Raw genomic sequence first — 19021 nt, 5'->3', positions numbered from 1 at the left:
TCGTTTGACCGTGAAGAAGTTTGCGGCTCAAGCATCCAAACACTCAACCTCACCAAGATCGACGGACCCAACGGATGGCGTCCTGACTTTACCAATGGAGTTCTCCCATGAAACGAACACTCATCATCACCGCTTTCTCACTCGCGATGTCCACATCGAGCGTGTTTGGGCAAACGAGTCAATCGCAGCACAATCACGCTGGACACAACCACGCGGTGCCCGGCATGACGCAGGCTCGCGAAGTAACACAAGCTGGTCCACATGGCGGCAGCTTGAAACAAACCGGCAACCTGCAAATTGAAACGATTGTTTCCCAAGGCGGACTGCAAATGTTTGTCTACGACCGCGCTGGCCAACCGGTCTCGGTCGACCAGGGGCGCGGCGCTGTCTCTGTACGAGTCGAAGGCAACGCGAAACGCTATCGCTACGACTTGTTGCCCGATGGCAAAGGAGCGCTGACGGCTCCGGTCAATCTTTCACAGCTTGCAGGTCGACAAATCGACGTCGATGTTCAACTGGTCGGCATGAAGGCTTCCGGCGGGAGCACTGTTAGCTTCAACGAAGTCGCCACGGTGCCCGCAAGCGAACAACAACTCGCTGCAGCAGCAATCGCACGCCAGAAAATCTGCCCCGTCAGCGGCAAGCCGCTCGGTAGCATGGGCGATCCAGTGGCCGTCGATGTGAACGGACAGAAGCTCTACGTTTGCTGTGCAGGCTGCGTGAACGCGGTCAAGTCAAACCCGACCAAATATGCCGCCGGCCGTCCGCAGATCACGGTGACGACGGCAACCCAAGCCGACGCGGCAGCCATCGCAGCCCAGAAGGTTTGTCCCGTGATGGACGAACCTCTCGGTGGCATGGGCACACCGATCAAGGTGATGGTTGGTGACAAGCCGATCTATCTGTGCTGCAAGGGATGCATCAAGAAGATTCAGGCCCAGCCAGCAAAATATCTAGCGATGGTCTACGGCAACGGTAAGACCAGCACCGCGACCGCGTCAGCAGTTCCACCAGGGACCGAGCAGGTTCGTGAAGGCATTTTCAAAGTGGTTGCTGCCGACGCCCCCTTCATTGCCGCACAAAAGAACTGTCCTGTGATGGACGAACCGCTCGACGCGATGGGCGGGCCATACAAAGTCAACGCAGCGGGCAAAGCGATCTACATCTGCTGCCCTGGATGCGCGAAGAAGATCGCAGCAGAACCGCAAAAGTGGTTAGCTGTTCTGAAGTCACAAGGAGTCGACGCTCCAACGATTCGCTAACGAAGTTGGGAGTGAGGGAGGTGGGAGCGAAGGAGAATCTTCTCCCAATTCCTTCACTCCCAACTCCCCATCTCGCTTTCGCGGGGGCGGTGTCGCGTCTGATTCACGCAAGTGATGACGTCACCACGCCGTCCCTGCCTTTTTGTTTTCAACTCACGACAAGGACGTCGTCATGAAATCGCTAGGAAAGTTCTGCGCTACCGCTGCGCTCATCTGCAACCTCTCGCGGTAATCCCCGTGCCCAATTGTGGCCAGACAATCAAGCTGACGCCGGCAAGCAACAACGTTGCCCAGCACAACACCTGCGTCACGATCAACGCCGGGCCGGCGGCAACAATAAAGCGGCATCCGGCGATCCATCCCAACTTCAAGAGTCGATGGAACACTCGGTTGACCGTCGCGGTGATCGGTCCGTTGATCGCTCTTGGGTACAACACCGCCATGAATGTTTCGCCAGCCCCTGCGATCGTAAATGCGACGCCAGCCACGGTTGAAATCCAGAATTGCATCGTCGCCAAGATCGCTCCCTGTTGGTCGTTACATTCGTTATAGCCCGGTGTTGGTCTGCCAAATCGGATCTCAATGACCCTGCCGGCTACATACCCTACCCCGGTACAGACGATAGACAACTTAGCAAATCGTTTGAACCACGGAGGGAACCGTCAATGCCGATCCGATCACTACAACTTCACATCGCCGGATTAACGTTCGGCTTGGCCGCACTGATTGCGACCACAGTCGGCGCGACCGAGCCTGACGCGGCTCTGCCCCAGCCCGTCACGCTCGCGTCGATGCTGACGCTGCAAGAATCCGAAGCATCACCGGCGACCGTTGCACCGGCCGAACTGCCAGCCAGCGTGACGAATCCCAGCGGCATTCTTCCACTTGCAACTGGCGGACCCTTCGTCTTTGACGCCTTGCCGACCCGCGGATCGTGTGTGCTTCGTCCCGACGTTCGCTGCACAGGCCCGGACTACTGCGGCTGTAACCCGCGTATCTTTTACGGCACCAATCCTTGCGATGATGATCCGGTGCTGACGATGTCGCCGAAGGTTTGCGACGCGAAGACGACGCACTGGTACACCAAGGCTTGGAACATGATTACGCGAAAGAAGGCAATCGCCGAAGCCATCAACCACTGAATTTACAAACGCAAATCACGCAACCGCGATTCAGGATGAATCGCTTACCGACTCAGATGGATCTGAACATGTCAACGCAACGACGCCTCCGCCATGTGCTCGCCGCAGCACTCGTCGCGATCACCTCCGGCACCGCCACCGCGCAACAGCCGATCACCGATTCGCAAATGATCGAATCGGACAGCCCAACGCTCAACAACCCGATGCCGCCGACGTCGCCCGAAGATCTGCGAGCACGCGTTGGCGAAAAGTTTACCGAGCCTCCGCCGGTTCCCCCGGTCCCGCAGTCATTGACCGAATCGGTTTACACGTCCGCCGAAGCTCCGTTGACGTTGCAGACCATCGAATCCATCGCGTGCAGTCGGAACCCGACGCTGGCGCAGGCCCAGGCACAGATTCAAAGCCAACTCGGCAAAGCGATCCAAGCCGGTTTGGTGCCCAACCCAAACCTGATGTACGTCGGCGAGCAGGTCGGTATCGGTGGCACCGCTGGCGAATGGCAAGGTGCCGTCTTTCAACAACGCATCGTGACGGCTCGCAAACTGCAACTCAGCCGGGCGAAGTTCCTGCAACTGACGCGGTCGGCCGAATGGCGAGCACTGGAACAACAGTATCAGGTGCTTAACGACCTTCGCATTCAGTTCTGGACCACGCTGGGGCATCAACAACTCGTCGAATTGCACAACGAAATCTTGAAGAACGCCGAAGACGCCGTCGTCACTTCCCGCGAGCTTTACAATGCCGGCCAAGCGACGCGGGCCGACATGCACAAGGCGAACATCATGCTGCAGCGGGCGCGGCTCGATGTCTTGATGATCCGCAACCAACTCAAATCGAATTGGTACGAACTCGCCGCCATCGCCGGCACGCGGCAGACCCCAACGCCGCTGACCGGTGCACTGGAAGGCCCGGTCGAACTGATCGACTTCGACATCGCTCTCGATCGCCTGATCTCCGAAAGCCCTCAAATCTTGGCCGCACGTTCAAAGCTGCAAGCCGATGAGATTAAAGTGAAACGCGAAACCGTCGAGCCGATTCCAGATGTGGTCGTCAGCTACGGTTATGGACGCAACTTTGAAGCACGCGACAACAGTCATGGTCTGGGACTGCAAGTCGAAGTGCCTCTGTACGATTGGAACCAAGGCACGATCCGTCAAGCGGAAGCCGATGTCGTGCGTCAGCAAGGAGAGATTCAACGCATCGAATTTACGTTGCAACGTCAACTTGCCAAAACCTATCAAAGCTATTTAACGGCGGTCCAAAACGTCCGTAGCTATCAAGAGGTGATGGTGCCCGAAGCGAAACAAGCGTACGAAGTCTTATTGGACGCCTATGAGGAAGACCGCGTCGCATGGCCGCTCGTGCTCGAAGCCCAAGTTGAGTACTACCGACTTCGGACTCAGTACGTGCAACACCTGATCGCATGGCGAAGCAACGAAACGCTGATTGCTGGCTACCTACTCAACGGCGGCTTGATGCCACCGACCGGCCCGCAACCACCGGGACACATCTCAGCCGTGCCGAAACCTCGTTAAGCGGTACGTCGGATGGTCAGTTGTTGAACCGGCTGGCCGTCCAACGTCACGCGAGCCACCTCAGCTTTACCTGAGATCCGCTCAACAATGCGTGCATGCGGATCGGAAGGTTGATCGACTGTATGCCGAAAGACAAGCGTCGCGTCTTCGGTGGCGACACGAGCAATTTCGTCGATCGCCTCCTTTCGCAGTGGCGTTCTCTCCATCACGATCGCCTGGACCGATCGGTCGGGCAGCGGAATATCCTCCGCACGCCCGCCGATCCAGTTCGGAATCGCAGTACCCTTGTCCGGCCCAAGCGTCTTTTCGCCGCTTGGATTTAGATTTATCGCGGTTGCGTAGCGACCTTCGCCACCAATATCCAACAGGGCGATCATCTTGGCTTGAGTCTGCATCGCGTTAAATCCTTGGCGATCGCTTACTTCGCCGCGATCTTCCAAATCACGCCGCTCTTCTTGACCGCTTTGAGATGTTTGCCGTCGCCGAGCGTGCCGTAGTCGGCCACGTACAGCGTGTTGCCGTCCGACGAGATGTGGACGTCCAGTGGGCGGCGGATACCAGCGGTCCAATCGGTCGGCGTCGGTTCCTTCGCTTCAGCAAAAACGGTCACCTCGTTGGTTGATGGACTGAAACGCATCACTCGCATTCCGCCCGGCGGATTCGGAGCCGTGCCGGTCTTGGGTGACATGTTGCCAAACAATGCGACGAAGACATCACCCTTGCTGCCGAGAGCCGAATCGCTTTCAAGCCGATCGAGTTTGCCGATTGCCGAGTGGTTCGGAAAGGTCGCCACCGGCGTTGCCACGTCTGGGTGCTCGCCCATGACGAACTTTGGTTGCGATTTGCCATCCGGCTTGAACCGCGGATCGGTTACGGCGACGCCATAGCAGAAGTCCGGCCAACCGGCCCAGTCGCCTTCTTTCAACAAATACAGATCTTCCAAGTCGTCTTTGATCGGCCGGCTGCCGCGGACGTCACAACCTTGGTCACCGACGAAGACGCTGCCATCATCGTTGACCAGCACGCCGTAGGGATTGCGAAGTCCCCAGGCGAACACTTCCATGTTCGATCCATCCAGGTCGCAGCGTAGCAAGCAGGCAGTCGGCACTTCGACTGCGTCAGCGGGTTGCTTTCCTTCGCGTGTTTCTCCGTATGCCATGAATGCAGATGTCTTTGCTTTGTCGCCAGAGGAATCCAGGAACGATTTGCTCGTAAAGGCCTTTCCGATCAGCGTGACATCTTTGGGCAGAGTGTCATGAAAGTCTGCGTGTTTCTTCACCCATTTCTTGTTGTCTGGCCCCACGACGCCGCTATTGGTCGCGCTGCCTTGACCAATGTAGAGCTTGCCATCGGGGCCGATGTCAATCTGGTTGTTCGTATGGTCGCCCTGACTTGGTAATCCCGTAACGACATCTTCGAGCTTTGACCCCGTCCACTTCGACACCTTTCCACGGTGCGAAACGTAAAGGGTGCCGTCGTGAAAGAGCAGGTCGTTAAGCGGTGCGACAAGCCCTTGTTCGATCACCGTTTCGGTCTTGCCGTCCTTCGCAATTTTCAACACAGCGGGCTTCACGCCGGGATTGCCATGGCTGGCACCGGACAACCCAATCCACACCATCCCTTCATCATCGACCTCGACCGAAGTCGGAAAGTTCAGCTTGCTGGCGACGACCTGAACATTTGCCGGCACCGCAACACGAACCGCCGACGCGTCCGCCTTCGGCAGCGTGTTTGACCTGTCAGAGTGCCCATTCTCGTCAGCCAGTACGTTCTGGCTACAAAGCGAAATGGCGACGAGCAGCGTTGCGAGTGAATAGCGAAACAGCATGGTTCAATCCTTTGGATGTGAAGGTTTGTTCGGGATGTTCGTCACCTGCGGCCACCAGCAAACTGCATACCCATCCAGGGTTTCCTCTGGCACGTCGCTTGCTACTACGTCGGTGTACTTGAGAATCACTGACCATTTCACTACCGCACCGCGATAGGGTCTCTTCGTCGACACCCGGCCGCGGTCCCGACGGAGAACTCCCCATGTCCTACAAACTATTCGCCGGCATGATCGCCACATCGACCACGGTCATGTACGGATTGATGTATCTGAACACCTACGCCTTCGATCACGTCTTCTGGAGCGAAACGCGTTTCTACATGGCGCTGCTGATGGGTGCAACGATGGCAATGATCATGCTCGGATTCATGCTAGGCATGTACAAAAACAAGAAAGCCAACATCAGCATCTTTGCAACAAGCGTGGTGGTCTTTCTCGGAACACTGTGGTTGGTCCGCAGCCAAGAAACCGTCCAAGACGTGTCATGGATGAAAGCCATGATCCCCCACCACTCGATCGCGATCCTGACCAGCGAACGAGCCGAAATCAGCGACCCGCGAGTCCGCGAACTCGCCGACGAAATCATCGAAGCTCAGCGAAGAGAAATCGCCGAGATGAAACAGTTGATCGCTGATTTAGAAGGTGATGAGATCGGCGGGCTAGCGTCGCGAGACGATTGATCGCGAGACGTGTCAATTTCGGTTGAGCGTAGCCAACGCTGGGGCCTTTTGTCTAATCCTTGACGCCGTCTTCGTTTTGGTCGACATCAACTGACCAAGCATCACGACCGGCTTCGTAGGCTTCCCAACCGACGTAGGGAACGATCATCAGAGCTGCGACCGGATCAGCCCACCACCATCCTTGCCACTGGACCAAGCCGATACCGATGAGCACAACGATCGTTTGATATTCGCAGATCATCGTGTCGATCGCGTCGTATTTGAGTGATGGTGAATCCGTTTTCTTACCGTAGTGATACTTGCCCCATGCGAGGATCGGATTGACGACCAATGAGATCAGCAAAATGCCAATGCCCCACCATGACATCGACGCGGTCTCTCGGCTGACGAACTTGCTGATCGCTTCGTAGCAAATAAACAAGACGGCGATCGTGAACGCGGCGGATAAGACGCTCAAGGCGATCTTCTTCCGTTTTCGCACTTCGCGATCACTGATGCCTTTCTCTTCGCCGTGAAGCCGCCAAATCATGAACGCTGCCGAATTACTCTCGACGATGCTGTCGACACCCCAACTAACCAAGGCGGAACTGCCAGTAGCAAAACCGGCTGTAAGTGACACGACAACTTCGGTGATGTTGTAGATCAGACTCGTGATTTCGACGTATCGGCCGCGACGGATACCTTGAACATGGCCCTCTTCGCTTGAAACGTCATCATCGCTCATTGCAACGACTCCCACGCCGGAGTGTGCCGAACCCACGGGCAAAGCACAAAGCCAAGACAGAACAGTGCCAGCAAGACACCTGATGCGACCCACAGATTACGCGTCGGTTTTCGTATCGTGTCGATCAGGTAGTAGATAAAGAAGTACCAGACGACTCCTTCGAGCAGACCAAGAATAAGGTGTTTAATTTCCATTTCAGTTCTCCTTTTAGGATTGAGGTTTGTAAGCAAGTAGGCGTAGAGCATTGAAGACGACTACGAGGGTGCTTCCTTCGTGCAATGCAACTGCGGGGCCGATATTGAGGCCGAGAATTGTGGCCGGGACGAGGAACGCGACCATGCCGAGACTCATCCAAAGATTTTGACGGATGATTGATTTGGTGGATCGGCTGAGTCCGATGGCCAGCGGTAAGTGGTCGAGATTGTCAGCCATCAAGGCGACGTCGGCGGTTTCGAGGGCAACGTCGCTACCGGCGGCTCCCATCGCGATGCCGACGGAGGCGGATGCCATGGCGGGGGCGTCGTTGACTCCGTCGCCAACCATTGCGACGCCGCCTTCGCTTTGCAGCTTCTTGATTTCGTTGACCTTGTCGTCGGGCATCAGGTCGCCTCTTGCTTCATCGAGGCCGACTTCTTTTGCGACCGCGTCGGCGACTTTTTGGTTGTCGCCTGAGATCATGATCATTCGCTTGATGCCGAGTTCGCGAAGCCGCGAGATGGTTCGCTTAGAGGCTTCTCGCGGCGTGTCCATCAAACCGATCACGCCGAGGTAGCGATCGCCTCGTCGGACGATCATTGTCGTTCGTCCATTTTCTTCGAGCGATTCCACGATCTCGCGGACGCTGTCTGGCAGCGGTGGCCCGTCGACTTCGGCGAACAGATCGTCTTTGCCAATATGAACTACGTCGCCCTCGACCGTCGCTCGAATGCCGCGTCCAGTGATACTCTGCAAATCAGTTGCGTCGGGAATCGCTCCCCCACTCCCAGATTCCCCCGCTCCCAATCTTTCCTTCCCGTCGCGAACAACTGCTTTGGCGAGCGGATGTTTGCTGAGGTCTTCCACCGCAATGGCATTTCGTAGCAATTCGTTTTCATCGACGCCATCAGCGGTGCGAACATCAGTGACTTTGGGTTCGCCTTCGGTGAGCGTTCCTGTTTTGTCAAACGCAATCGAGTCGAGACTGCCGAGGCTTTCCAGTGGTCCGCCACCTTTGACAAGTATTCCGCCGCGTGCCGCTCGGGCGACGCCGCTTAACACCGCACTGGGTGTTGCGATCGCCAACGCACATGGGCTGGCGGCGACCAGAACCGCCATCGCTCGGTAAAACGATTCGCTGAAGGTTTCTTCGATGACGAGCGGTGCAAACATCAATAGAACAACACCGGCAATAACTGATGGGACAAAGTATCGCTCGAATTTCTTTGTGAACTTCTGCGTAGGCGACACCCGCGTTTCAGCTTCGCTGACCATCGTGACGACGCGAGCCAGCGTGTTTTCGGATGCGAGCTTGGTGACTTGGATTTCGAGCGAACCCGATTGATTGATCGTTCCGGCGAAGGCACGATGCTCTGGCGGAAGCGACTCGGGATCGGATGCCGCAGCGGCGACATCATCGACGGGGCGTTTGTCGACGGGCACACTTTCGCCGGTGATCGGTGCTTGGTTGACGCTGGAATCGCCCACGATCACGAACCCATCTGCCGGTACTCGCTCGTCGGGTTTGATGATGACGATGTCGCCAACGACTAAGTCTTCGACGGGAACTTCCGATTCGTTTCCGTCGCGTCGAACCCGTGCGGTTTTGGGAGCCAGTTCGGACAAGGCTTCAATGGCACGTTTGGCTCGCCCCATCGCGTAGCCTTCCAACGCATGGCCGATGCTGAATAGGAACAACAGCAACGCACCTTCGGCCCACGCTCCGAGCGAAGCAGCACCGGCGGCAGCCATAATCATCAGGAAGTCAATCTCGAACTTGCCCGCCCGAATCTTCTCGATCGCTTCGGTGACGGTGTAGTAGCCTCCAAACAAGTAGGCGGCGATGTAGCAACCCAGCGGAATCCACTCGTTCAATTCTGCGAAGGTTTCGATCAGCCAACCAACCAACAGGAACACGCCGCATAGGACCGCAAAGATTAATTCCGACTTCGGGCCGAAAATACCGCCGTGGGCGTGGTCGTGTCCGGCATGGCCATGATCGTCTTCGTGGCCTTCTTCGTCGTGCCTCTGGGCTTCGTGTTCGTTGCGAGCTTGTGAGTCAGACGATGACCATTCTTCGAGAGCCGTTTCGATTGCCGAAGCATCGGTCGCTTGCCGATCGTATTCGACGCGAACCGCACCGTCGGGCGCAACGACCGATTCGATGACTCCAGTGATTCGAGCAAGACGCGATTCGATCGCGGACGCTCGGCGTGCGTGCATCGGTAAGATCCGCTTGTGCCAATGCCCGTATCGTTGATCAAGTTCCGCACCGACTTGGTGAGCAAACTGGCGAACTTCAGAAACCGAGATAGCATCAGGATCAAAGTGAATGCAGAAGCTGGTGGTTTCCGTATCGCCGGACGACATGGCTTCATTTTCGACGACGTGAACTTTATCCACGCCACGCTTCGCCGATACCAAGTCGATGAAGCGGGGCATGCACCGATCATCATCGTCGTGAACGCCGGGCAGGATAGCATTGACCTGAAAGCGGCTTTTGTTGTCTATCATGGGACTCGTCGTCTTTTGTCTATCAATAAAAGCGGCTCCCAACCCAACGAGGGCTAGTCGCATGATGGGTCGGGAGCCTTGCCGTTCACGGTGACACACCGCAAACGACTGGATCAAACGATGGTTCGGATTAGCGAATCAACCATCAATATTGGCCTTCTCGTTTCTAATCGTCATGATTGTGATCATGCGAAATCTTGCCTGTGTAGGATTTGCCTTCGATTTGCACGATGACCGCACCCTCGGCCTCGGCTTCGAGCCACTGGTCCATCTCGGCATTAGCCGAAGCGAATCGTGATGACTTACCCGATGCGTCTTCGGCTTGCGGGTCGGCGGGAAGCTCGAATGACTTCACTTTGCCATCGTGCTTTAGGCTGACGGTTAGCTTGTCGGCTTCGATCGCGACTGGCTGCGTTGCCGAACCGTCGAGCACATACATGGCGACCGCTCCGGTGCCGTGCATCACTTCGATGTGGAACGCTTCTTTGCCAAGTTCGACCAGCTCGCCGCCGTGGGGGCCGTGCTCGGGATGCCCATCCATCTCAATCATTGGCGGCATTTCGTCTATCTCGACCGGGCCGGATGCTTGCGTTGCTTCGGAGACCTGCACGTCGTTCTCGGAACATCCGAGGAGAGTGAAGCAAGCGAGCGTCAGGGCGAATAGATGAATCTTCATTTTGAGTACCGATGAGAATTTTGTGATGAGCGTTTGAAAGTTAGGGAATGGAATGGGGGATAGAACGAAGTTCCGTATCCCCCATTCCCAATTCCGTATTTCTTAGTGGGCGTGCTGGGTCTCGAAGCCGAGCTTCTTCAACCATGCTTCCCACTGGTGAGCTTCTTCGTGGCTCTTCAAAGCCATCTGCTGCCACTTTGGACAGCGGTAGTTGACGTCCATGTGTCCGCCGTGCGAGCCGACTTTGACTTCGCAGCGAAGTTTCTTCAGCGTGCCGACCAACTTGTCCGCCTTCTCGCCTTCGCTGTGCGTGGTCTTCCACTTTTCCAAGCGATACGACACCAGTTCTTTGGCTGCCGTGTTCGGCTCAGCGGCCGTTGCAAAGATGCCACCCAACGAAACCGATGCCACCAAAGCTGCGACTGCAATCATCCGTAAATTCAACATTTCAAATCCTCCGTGGAAACCTTTTCAAACCAAAAAAATCGCTCCGGCAACGCACCGGAACGAACAACTAACTTGTGACCAATTCAGGTTCAGGACTGAGTTCTTTCTTCCCCATGCCCGCCTGCTCATCTCCAATGTCTCCCGAGTGATCGCGAACAATCTGCTTGCCCGCCCCGACACCGATCGTCCAAAACAACGCCGGACGAACGAAGAACTCGGCCAACGTGCTGGTCAACAAACCGCCGACGATCACGGTCGCGATGGGGTACAAAATCTCTTTACCGGGTTCACCCGCAGCGAGCGCCAGTGGCAGCAAACCTATGCCGGACGTCAGTGCCGTCATCAACACCGGAGCCATTCGTTCTTGGCCTGCGCGACGCACCATTTCGCGAGTCCATGATTCGCCTTCGTGCTCGACTAAGTGGATGTAGTGATTCAGCAGCAGGATGCCGTTGCGACTGGTGATGCCGCACAACGAGATGAAACCGACCATCGCCGCGACTGTCAGGTTTTGATCCGTAATGACGAGTGCCGCGACCGCTCCGATGAACGCCGTTGGCAACGCAACCAACACTTGCATCGAAAAGTTCACGTTGCCGAAAAGTGTGTAGAGCACCAGGAACATGCCCAACAGCGCGACGCCCGAGAGAATCATCAATCGACGCGTTGCCGATTGCTGGCTTTCAAATTGGCCGCCGTATTCGATGAAGTAACCCGGCTCCAATTCCATATCGGCCAGCCGCGATTTGATGTCGCTAACTACGTCCACGACGCCCCGCTCGGACACGTTCGCCTGCAACACGATTCGTCGACGCACCTGTTCGCGTTTGATCATGTTCGGCCCGCCGCTTTCGTAGATGTTCGCCACTTCCTCCAGCGGCAGCGTGCCGCCGCCGGGAAGCGGGACGGCGAGCCGTTTGAGTTTGGTGACGTCCTCGCGATACGATTCATCCATTCGCAACATCAGATCAAACGTGCGTTGGCCGAGCAGAACTTGGCTGATGACTTGCCCGTTCATCGCCGTCTCGACCAACTCCATGACGTTGGCGGGTCGCAGTCCGTTTTGCGTTAATGCTTTGCGATTCAGCTCGATCCGAAGTTGCGGAATGTTGGTCTGCTGTTCGATCATCACGTCTGCCAAACCCGGCACGTCCGCGATGCGTCGTTTCATCTCTTCCGCCTTTTTTCGCAACACGTCTAGATCGTCACCAAAAAGCTTGATGCCGATCTGCGCCTTGACGCCCGAGATCATGTGACTGATCAGGTGGGCCAGCGGTTGCTCGGTGCTCGACACCACGCCCGGAATGTCCTCCATCGTTTCGCGAATTTGCTGGATCGTGCCTTCACGATCCGCGTCGTCAGCGATTTCCAAGAACAACTCCGTGACGTTGACGCCTTCGGCATGTTCGTCCAGCTCCGCTCGGCCCGTTCGACGCGCGACCGACTTGACCGATTCGATTTTCATCAACTCCTCTTGCACGCTTTGCCCGATCTGGTTGCTCGTCGCCAGCGATGTGCCCGGTGCAAGCAACGCGTTGACCTGAACGGCTCCCTCGTTGAACGGCGGCAAGAAGTCACGTTCGAGTTGCGAAACCGCGAACAATGCGAACGCCACCATGACGGCCGCAACGCCCAATACGGGACCGGCAAACTTGGTGCTGAAGTTAATCGCCAAACCGGCAACGCCTTTGAGTCCCTCCAGCAACCGGCCTTCTTCGGCTTCGGGACCGCCGAGCATTCTTTCGGTCACTTGAATCAGAACCCAAACCACTGGCGTCAGGACGAGCGACCACCACAGCGGATTGCCGGGCAATTCAAACGGCAAATGCAGAATGTGAATCGCACGCGGAACGACCCAGTACATCGTTAGGGCAGCGATGCCGAAAGCTAGAATCGGCACCACGACTTGCCAGACTCGTTTGCCGACCAAAAGAAGCGATGCCAGCACCGGCGTGACGGTCAGCGAGACGCCAAGCGACGCGATCAGCGAGACAACGTATCCCATCGCCAACGGCACAAAGAGCTTGCCTTCCATGCCTTCGAGAGCAAACAGCGGGATGAATACCAAAACGACAATCGCCGTTCCGTAGACCACGCTGCTACGAACCTCGATGCTGGCGTCGTAAACCACGGCGAGTGTCGGACGTGGTGATTCCGATAGCCGGTTCTCTTTTAAACGCCGAAAGATGTTTTCAACGTCAACGATGGCATCGTCAACAAGTTCGCCGATCGCAACCGCTAACCCGCCGAGCGTCATCGTGTTGATTGACAGACCGAACGCGGCAAAGACGCAAGCAGTCGCGATGATGGAAAGCGGAATCGCCGTGAGCGTGATGAACGTCGTGCGAAAGTTCAGCAAGAATAGGAACAGGATCACCAAGACCAACACGCCGCCGTCTGCGAGAGCTTCGACGACGTTGTCGATGGCTCGGTCGATGAACGAACGCTGCGAGTAGACGTTGGCGATTCGGATGTCATCGGGCAGGGACACCTTCAATTCTTCCAACGCTTCGGCAATCGCTTGATCGACGGCGCGAGTGTCACTGCCCGGCTGTTTGTTGATCGTCAAGACCACTGCGGGGCCGCCTTCGACCGTCCCATCATCAGTGCGTAGATACGCGGACGAATCGCCACGCATGACCTGCGGGCCTTCGACGACTTTGGCCACGTCGCCCAACGTGATCGGGCGACCGTCCCGCAGTGTGATCGCAATCTCTTTCAGGTCGGCTAGGCTGGTGATCCGCCCGAGGCCACGAACCAGCAATTCGTTCGCGCCCCGCTGATCCAGATAACCACCGGTTGCGTTCAGATTGGACTCACTGACAGCGGTGTGGACATCGTCCATGGTCAGGCCGAATTCACGCAATGCGTCGGGATTCACCAGCACTTGGTACTGCATCCGGCCGCCGCCCATCGAGAAGACTTGCGACACGCCGGGGATGGTCAGCAATCGTTGACGGACGACCCAATCGGCCAGTGTGCGAACCTCCATCGGTTCGGTTTCGCCGCCTTCGCTCCACATGCCGTACATGAGAATTTGTCCCATGATCGACGAGATGGGGGCGAGCGTTGGTTTCACGCCGTCGGGCAATTGCTCAGCGGCGAGTTGCAAACGTTCATTGACGACTTGCCGGTCGTTGTAGATGTCCGTGTCCCATTCAAACTCGACATAGATCACCGACAGACCGATGCCGCTGCTGCTGCGGACTGCCTCGACGCCGCTTGCACCATTGAACGTGGTCTCCAATGGAAATGTGATCAACGTCTCGACTTCTTCAGGTGCCATTCCCGGCGCTTCGGTGATGACCACCACGCGAGGACGGTTCAGGTTCGGAAACACGTCGATCGGCAATTGCAATGATTGCCACGCACCGACGCCCAGCATGATCGCGGCAACCGCCAAGACGATCAGCCGGTTGTTCAGCGAGAAGTGAATGATTTTGTCTAGCATCTTGATCCCTCAATGATTTGGTTTGGCAAAGCGAACAACTCAGTGGTTGTGCCCTGCGTGGGGATCAATGGCTCCGCCCGCCTGGTTCTTCATCGCCATCTGCAATTGATGAGCACCGCTAACGGCAATCGTCTGACCGGGCCAAACTTGGCCGTCGTTCTTGATCGCGACGTTGACGCTGTCCGACGCAATGACTTCCACCGGAACACGGTCAAAATGGTTGCCGTTCTCAACGAATAGGAATCGCTCGGGGCCTTCTTCGGCAACCGCATCCTTGGGAACAACGATGGCGTCATCGACTTGCGACTGCGGAAGCCGAACGGTCAGTCGTTGGCCGGGCTTGTATCGCCAACTGACGTAGCGTTTGTCACCGCGTTGTTCGCTGCGTTCGATCTCGTTGGTCAGTCCGACATAGAACGGCAGCGATCGAGATTCGGTGCCGACTTCATTCCCGATGTAGACCACGTTCAATCCCGTGATCGTTTCGACTTCGTCGCCCGCACCGGTCATCGTGGCTTGCAATTCGGCACCCGAATCGGCGGCCTTTCGCAACAGACTTGCATCACGCTGGTACGCTTGGCCTTCGATCAGCAAGCGGCTGTAGTTCGACAACTGAGCCATCTGCTGACCGGCGTCAACGGATTCGCCACGTCGAACATTTAATTCTGTGACCAAGAACTCCGCGTCAATGTGATTGTGCGAAGGCCGCGACATCGGCGGCGGTTGCATTGCGGCCAATCGAGCAGCCGGGTTGCCCGCGACTCGGTTAGCGGCTTCTTCCAAAGCGTCGTGATGCAGCGAGTCGTCTTCGTGAATCAGCGGTGCGGTAACCACCACTTCGCGGACCAACGTGCGAGTGCGTTCGATGCTCGCGATTTGGTCTTCACTCAAACCGTGCAGCAACATCGACTGCTTCGCCGCACGGACTTTCGCCTGCAATTTGTCGCGTTCGTACTCGCGAGTAATTCGCGTTTTCCCAGCGATCGCGCCCGAACGGGATGCGGAAGTCAGCCGCTGAATCTCCCGCTCCTCGACATCCAGTTGCCCGAGCTGCGAGAGGAAGTCTTCTTGAGTATTGACGAGGTCTTGATGCGTCAGCCGAAGCGTGAACAACGGCTCGCCGCTCTTAATCATCTCGCCACGAGAGATATTGATCGCGTTGATCACGCCCGTCAGTGGCGACGTGATCGAAACATGCGTTTCACCGGGCCAGCGCGTCACCATGCCGGGGACTTCGATGTAGCTCGTGTACGGACCGACCGTGACGGCCTCCGTCTTCAGCCGCAAGTTCGCACGAGCCTGCTGGCTCAATTCGATCGACTGGCCCGCTTCGTGACCTTCGTGATCGTGACCGGCATGACCGTCTTCGTCATGGCCATCTTCATCATGGTCATCGTGTTCGCCGGGACCGTGATCGTGACCCGCGTGCGGATCGGACTCATCGACCGACGCGGTAACGAGGCCAAGTTGTTGTGGATAGTCGGTGAAGGCAAACGCGCCAATGACGATCGCGACGGCCATCGCCAGGACGGTCAAAACGGGGCCGCGCAGGCGCACCAGCCAAGCTTTTAGCGTGGACATGCAGAACCATGGATGATTGAAGAAGATTGATTGCAAATCAGAAACGCAAGATGCGTTCCAGACGATGGAGCGATTGATTCAATCAGTGTTCAGCGTGCGCGCAAACGCACATCCGAATCGCTAATGATCAATCAGCAATCTTCAATCAAATGATCCACGTGCAGAGAGAAGCACAGTGAGAAAGAGAGTCCGTCGCGACCCGTGGCGATCGCTGATCCAAATGACGAGTCGACAGCGAACCAATGAAGCTCAGCATCGGATCGTGCTCATAAGTCACGAACGCGACCAACGGAGCATCAATGATGAACGCGACATCACTTGAAGGCACAAAACTGCATTCGACGACGCCATGGCACCCCGGATGGTTTCCATCACAAGGTTGCGATTCGCAGGCACAACACGGAGCCGTTAGGTCAACCGCATTGTCGATCGACTCGACCGTCTCGTCTTCACCCGAGCAATCATGTTCGTGATCGTGGCCGCACGTGTGATCTTCGTGGACACCTGGTGAATCGGCCGTTGAACAGGTGTGCTGACATCCGTCATGGTCGTGGTGCCCACACGCGTCAGCATGATGCAGCGAACACCCGAAAATCAGGTGCAGCAGCAATGCGGCGACGGTGGTGAGACGACAAACGACAGACACAAAAACATCCTTCGGGTACGGTACACCGGTATTATCGGTTGATACGGTGGAAACGACCAGACCAGTTCAACCGAATTATCAATGTTTCGTCAGACTCCCCACCTTAGCTATCCGAGTTGGGGTGTCTTCACAGGCTCAAAGTCACCAACAGACCCTCGATCTCGGCGGCGGCTTGTTTGGCTTGTCCGGCGGCATCCAAGACGTTCAATTGCGTCGTGAAGAGCGTTCGCTGTGCCGTTAATAGTTGTAGGAAATCGGTTTCGCCGGCATCAAACGCTTCCAGCGATAGCTTGTACGTTTCCTCCGAGGTCGGCACGACCGACTCCTGCAAACGTTCGTACCTTTCTAACGCGACTTGGTAGCGGCCGACGGCTTCGGCGAGCCGGGCTTCTAGGCTGAGTTGCGTGTTCTGAATCGCCGCGGACGCCGCGGCGATGTCGGCTCGGGCACTGCGTATGTTGCCCTGATTGCGGTTGCGAATGGGAAGCGGAACGCTGACGCCAATGACCGCGAACGTATCGTCCGTAGCGGCATCGACACCAACGCCGACAGTTCCCGTCACGTTCGGAGTCACTTGCGCACAGGCAAGTTGCAACGACCATTTGGCTCGCTCAAGTTCCGATCCGGCCCGCGAAAGTTCGGGACTGTTGGTCGAGATTTCTGCGAGCAATGCTTCCCACGGCGCGGCGGTCAGATCGTCACACACGTTGCCGCCGAGCGGTCCGGGCGGCAGTGTTTGCATCCCGGCAGCCGCTGCAAGTGTCCGCAGGTTGGCTTGCAACTGCGTTTGAGCATTCTCCGCCGTAATCCGCGCCTGTTCGGCTTCGACACGAGCCTGCAACAAAGCGATTTTGGAGACCTCTTCGGCTTCCAATAGGGCATTCACTGATTCGATCGACTTCTCAGCTAGCTCGACAATCTGGTCAGCAATCTCGGCTCTTCGCTGCGATACGATGGCTGTCGCAAACGCGGCACGAACGCGAGTCAAAACGCGAAGCTCCGCAATTCGCAGGGCAGCTTGCTGTTTTTGGATCTCGCGGACCTGAACCTGTTGAGCGATCCCCAGCTTGTTGGCGGTGACGAACTGCTGAGACATCTGCACCGAATGCAGACCGGTGGAGTCTTCGTTGCGAATCTCATCCGACTGATATTGCAGCACCGGATTGAACGGCAAACCGGCTTGGACATATTGCCCGCGCGTTGATTCGACACGAGCACGAGCTTCCGCGATGGCCGGATGCGAACCCAACGCCATCGACTCAATGGACTCAAGCGTCAGCCCTATAGGTTGCTCAAAACCATAAGAATACTGGTCCTGAATGACCGGATCGGTTTCAGCCGTCTCGTTCGCCGCGTCCAAAGCCATCGCGTCGCGTAGAGACGCGGGATCGTTGGCTGGATCAGCCTCGTCCGAATCGGCGTCGTTTAGCTCGACGTCGAGTTCGTCCAGCTGATCGAGATCGTCGACCTGCAAGTCGTCATCGTCCGTGAACGCAACCGTCCGCACGGCGATAGGCGGTTCAGCAACCCGCGTTTGGCTCGTTGCCGAGACGTGTTCGCTCGAAGTCGATTGAGCGACATGCTGCCCAACCGACTGACATCCACTCGTGAAACCCAAGGCTGCCAACAACAACAAGCATTTCGCCCGCCGTCGGCGCGCACTGGTCCTATCGTTCGCGATCACCGCGTCTTCCTCCATGAAAATACAGACCAGCCCACTTGTTCCATCGGTTCAGCAACACCGAAACATCAGGCACAAACCTCACGACCAAACGTGAAACGCGAGGCAAAGGTCCGGCTGTAGGGATTACGGTGTCAAGCCAGCCGCCATCAAACTATCGTAACGGCATTACGTTTCCTGCCGGACGTCTGTTAAAATTTTCACTCCCCCGCGAACCACGACGGCCGCGATCAGGATGCCGATGATCAGGTCGGGGATTTGTGAGCCGCTAAGCTTGACGATCAGGCCGGAAATGATGACACCGATGTTGGCGATCACATCGTTGGCGGAAAAGATGTAGGAAGCGCGGAAGTTGACGTCGCCGCCTTTGTGCTTGGCGATCAGGCGCAGGCAATACGAATTGGCGGTCAGGGCGACAACACCCATTCCCATCATCAAGAGACCAACAGGTTCGCCGCCGCTAACGAATCGTCGGCCAGCCTCGACGAGAACACCGATGCCCAAAATTAGTTGCAACACTCCGCTGGCGGTGGCCGCACCACGTCGGATGCGGGCTGCTCGACCGACGGCGTAGAGGCTGATCGCGTAGACGCTCGCGTCAGCCAACATGTCTAGCGAGTCCGCAACCAGACCCGTCGAACCGGCAACGATCCCGACGA

At 56.8% G+C, this 19021-nt stretch carries 17 protein-coding genes; 4 read left to right on the top strand and 13 right to left on the bottom strand.

All coding sequences use genetic code 11. The annotated features are described in order from the left end of the window. Positions 1-107: 107 nt before the first annotated feature. A complete protein-coding gene (locus RC85_RS28190) occupies positions 108-1262 on the top strand; it encodes a hypothetical protein (protein WP_068259125.1) in 1155 nt (384 codons plus the stop codon). A gap of 209 nt (positions 1263-1471) precedes the next feature. Here the strand turns inward: RC85_RS28190 and RC85_RS04620 are convergent, their stop codons facing one another. Then, positions 1472-1771 (bottom strand): hypothetical protein, encoded by a 300-nt coding sequence (locus RC85_RS04620; protein WP_068259122.1) that lies wholly within the window; start codon positions 1769-1771, stop codon positions 1472-1474. A gap of 156 nt (positions 1772-1927) precedes the next feature. Here RC85_RS04620 and RC85_RS04615 point away from each other — a divergent pair, with 156 nt between their 5' ends. Both RC85_RS04615 and RC85_RS04610 read left to right on the top strand, forming a co-directional pair. After that, complete coding sequence (locus tag RC85_RS04615; protein ID WP_068259119.1) at positions 1928-2404, top strand: hypothetical protein; 477 nt, start codon at positions 1928-1930, stop codon at positions 2402-2404. A 68-nt stretch (positions 2405-2472) separates the two neighbouring features. Next, positions 2473-3939 carry a TolC family protein gene (locus RC85_RS04610; RefSeq protein ID WP_068259352.1) on the top strand — a complete coding sequence of 489 codons (1467 nt, stop codon included), beginning with the start codon at positions 2473-2475 and terminating at the stop codon, positions 3937-3939. Here the strand turns inward: RC85_RS04610 and RC85_RS04605 are convergent. Both RC85_RS04605 and RC85_RS04600 read right to left on the bottom strand, forming a co-directional pair. After that, positions 3936-4334, bottom strand: coding sequence for a class I SAM-dependent methyltransferase (locus RC85_RS04605; protein WP_084422356.1), 399 nt, complete (start codon positions 4332-4334; stop codon positions 3936-3938). The two genes, RC85_RS04610 and RC85_RS04605, sit on opposite strands and share 4 nt — an antisense overlap. Positions 4335-4357: 23 nt before the next feature. Continuing rightward, complete coding sequence (locus tag RC85_RS04600; RefSeq protein WP_068259115.1) at positions 4358-5767, bottom strand: PQQ-dependent sugar dehydrogenase; 1410 nt, start codon at positions 5765-5767, stop codon at positions 4358-4360. Positions 5768-5970: 203 nt separating this feature from the next. On the opposite strand from RC85_RS04600, the gene RC85_RS04595 reads away from it, so the two are divergent. Further along, positions 5971-6447, top strand: coding sequence for a DUF305 domain-containing protein (locus RC85_RS04595; protein WP_068259112.1), 477 nt, complete (start codon positions 5971-5973; stop codon positions 6445-6447). Positions 6448-6499: 52 nt separating this feature from the next. Here RC85_RS04595 and RC85_RS04590 read toward each other — a convergent pair whose 3' ends face one another. The 10 genes from RC85_RS04590 to RC85_RS04545 form a co-directional block, all read right to left on the bottom strand. After that, a complete protein-coding gene (locus RC85_RS04590) occupies positions 6500-7171 on the bottom strand; it encodes a cation diffusion facilitator family transporter (RefSeq protein WP_200836740.1) in 672 nt (223 codons plus the stop codon). After that, a complete protein-coding gene (locus tag RC85_RS04585) occupies positions 7168-7365 on the bottom strand; it encodes a hypothetical protein (protein ID WP_068259110.1) in 198 nt (65 codons plus the stop codon). The genes RC85_RS04590 and RC85_RS04585 overlap by 4 nt, the downstream gene beginning before the upstream one ends. A gap of 13 nt (positions 7366-7378) precedes the next feature. Then, positions 7379-9880: a heavy metal translocating P-type ATPase gene (locus tag RC85_RS04580; protein WP_084422344.1), complete on the bottom strand. Its 2502-nt coding sequence runs from the start codon at positions 9878-9880 to the stop codon at positions 7379-7381. Between the two features lie 166 nt (positions 9881-10046). Further along, entirely contained in the window at positions 10047-10556 is a 510-nt protein-coding gene (locus RC85_RS04575; RefSeq protein WP_068259108.1) for a hypothetical protein, read from the bottom strand. Positions 10557-10658: 102 nt separating this feature from the next. Next, the gene (locus RC85_RS04570; protein WP_068259105.1) at positions 10659-11003 is read right to left on the bottom strand and encodes a hypothetical protein; all 345 of its coding nucleotides are present in this window, start codon (positions 11001-11003) and stop codon (positions 10659-10661) included. Between the two features lie 67 nt (positions 11004-11070). Next, complete coding sequence (locus RC85_RS04565; RefSeq protein WP_068259103.1) at positions 11071-14454, bottom strand: efflux RND transporter permease subunit; 3384 nt, start codon at positions 14452-14454, stop codon at positions 11071-11073. A 39-nt stretch (positions 14455-14493) separates the two neighbouring features. Further along, the gene (locus RC85_RS04560; RefSeq protein WP_068259099.1) at positions 14494-16035 is read right to left on the bottom strand and encodes an efflux RND transporter periplasmic adaptor subunit; all 1542 of its coding nucleotides are present in this window, start codon (positions 16033-16035) and stop codon (positions 14494-14496) included. 145 nt (positions 16036-16180) lie between these two features. After that, entirely contained in the window at positions 16181-16681 is a 501-nt protein-coding gene (locus RC85_RS28370; RefSeq protein WP_235033162.1) for a hypothetical protein, read from the bottom strand. 127 nt (positions 16682-16808) lie between these two features. Then, positions 16809-18365, bottom strand: a complete 1557-nt coding sequence (locus tag RC85_RS04550) for a TolC family protein (protein WP_235033161.1) — start codon at positions 18363-18365, stop codon at positions 16809-16811. A gap of 165 nt (positions 18366-18530) precedes the next feature. Then, on the bottom strand, positions 18531-19021 hold a 491-nt coding region (locus RC85_RS04545), incomplete at its 5' end, for a cation efflux transmembrane domain-containing protein (RefSeq protein WP_068259091.1).

The organism is Rubripirellula obstinata, from assembly GCF_001642955.1.
Classification (GTDB): Bacteria; Planctomycetota; Planctomycetia; order Pirellulales; family Pirellulaceae; genus Rubripirellula; species Rubripirellula obstinata.
This window is presented reverse-complemented; position numbering and strand designations above follow the sequence as displayed.

Coding starts and splice junctions, on each gene's coding strand:
- RC85_RS04570 (WP_068259105.1), bottom strand. CDS start 11,003: ATGTTGAATTTACGGATGATTGCAGTCGCAGCTTTGGTGGCATCGGTT.
- RC85_RS04605 (WP_084422356.1), bottom strand. CDS start 4,334: ATGCAGACTCAAGCCAAGATGATCGCCCTGTTGGATATTGGTGGCGAA.
- RC85_RS04620 (WP_068259122.1), bottom strand. CDS start 1,771: ATGCAATTCTGGATTTCAACCGTGGCTGGCGTCGCATTTACGATCGCA.
- RC85_RS04615 (WP_068259119.1), top strand. CDS start 1,928: ATGCCGATCCGATCACTACAACTTCACATCGCCGGATTAACGTTCGGC.
- RC85_RS04590 (WP_200836740.1), bottom strand. CDS start 7,171: ATGAGCGATGATGACGTTTCAAGCGAAGAGGGCCATGTTCAAGGTATC.
- RC85_RS04575 (WP_068259108.1), bottom strand. CDS start 10,556: ATGAAGATTCATCTATTCGCCCTGACGCTCGCTTGCTTCACTCTCCTC.
- RC85_RS04595 (WP_068259112.1), top strand. CDS start 5,971: ATGTCCTACAAACTATTCGCCGGCATGATCGCCACATCGACCACGGTC.
- RC85_RS04600 (WP_068259115.1), bottom strand. CDS start 5,767: ATGCTGTTTCGCTATTCACTCGCAACGCTGCTCGTCGCCATTTCGCTT.
- RC85_RS04560 (WP_068259099.1), bottom strand. CDS start 16,035: ATGTCCACGCTAAAAGCTTGGCTGGTGCGCCTGCGCGGCCCCGTTTTG.
- RC85_RS04565 (WP_068259103.1), bottom strand. CDS start 14,454: ATGCTAGACAAAATCATTCACTTCTCGCTGAACAACCGGCTGATCGTC.
- RC85_RS04580 (WP_084422344.1), bottom strand. CDS start 9,880: ATGATAGACAACAAAAGCCGCTTTCAGGTCAATGCTATCCTGCCCGGC.
- RC85_RS04585 (WP_068259110.1), bottom strand. CDS start 7,365: ATGGAAATTAAACACCTTATTCTTGGTCTGCTCGAAGGAGTCGTCTGG.
- RC85_RS28190 (WP_068259125.1), top strand. CDS start 108: ATGAAACGAACACTCATCATCACCGCTTTCTCACTCGCGATGTCCACA.
- RC85_RS04610 (WP_068259352.1), top strand. CDS start 2,473: ATGTCAACGCAACGACGCCTCCGCCATGTGCTCGCCGCAGCACTCGTC.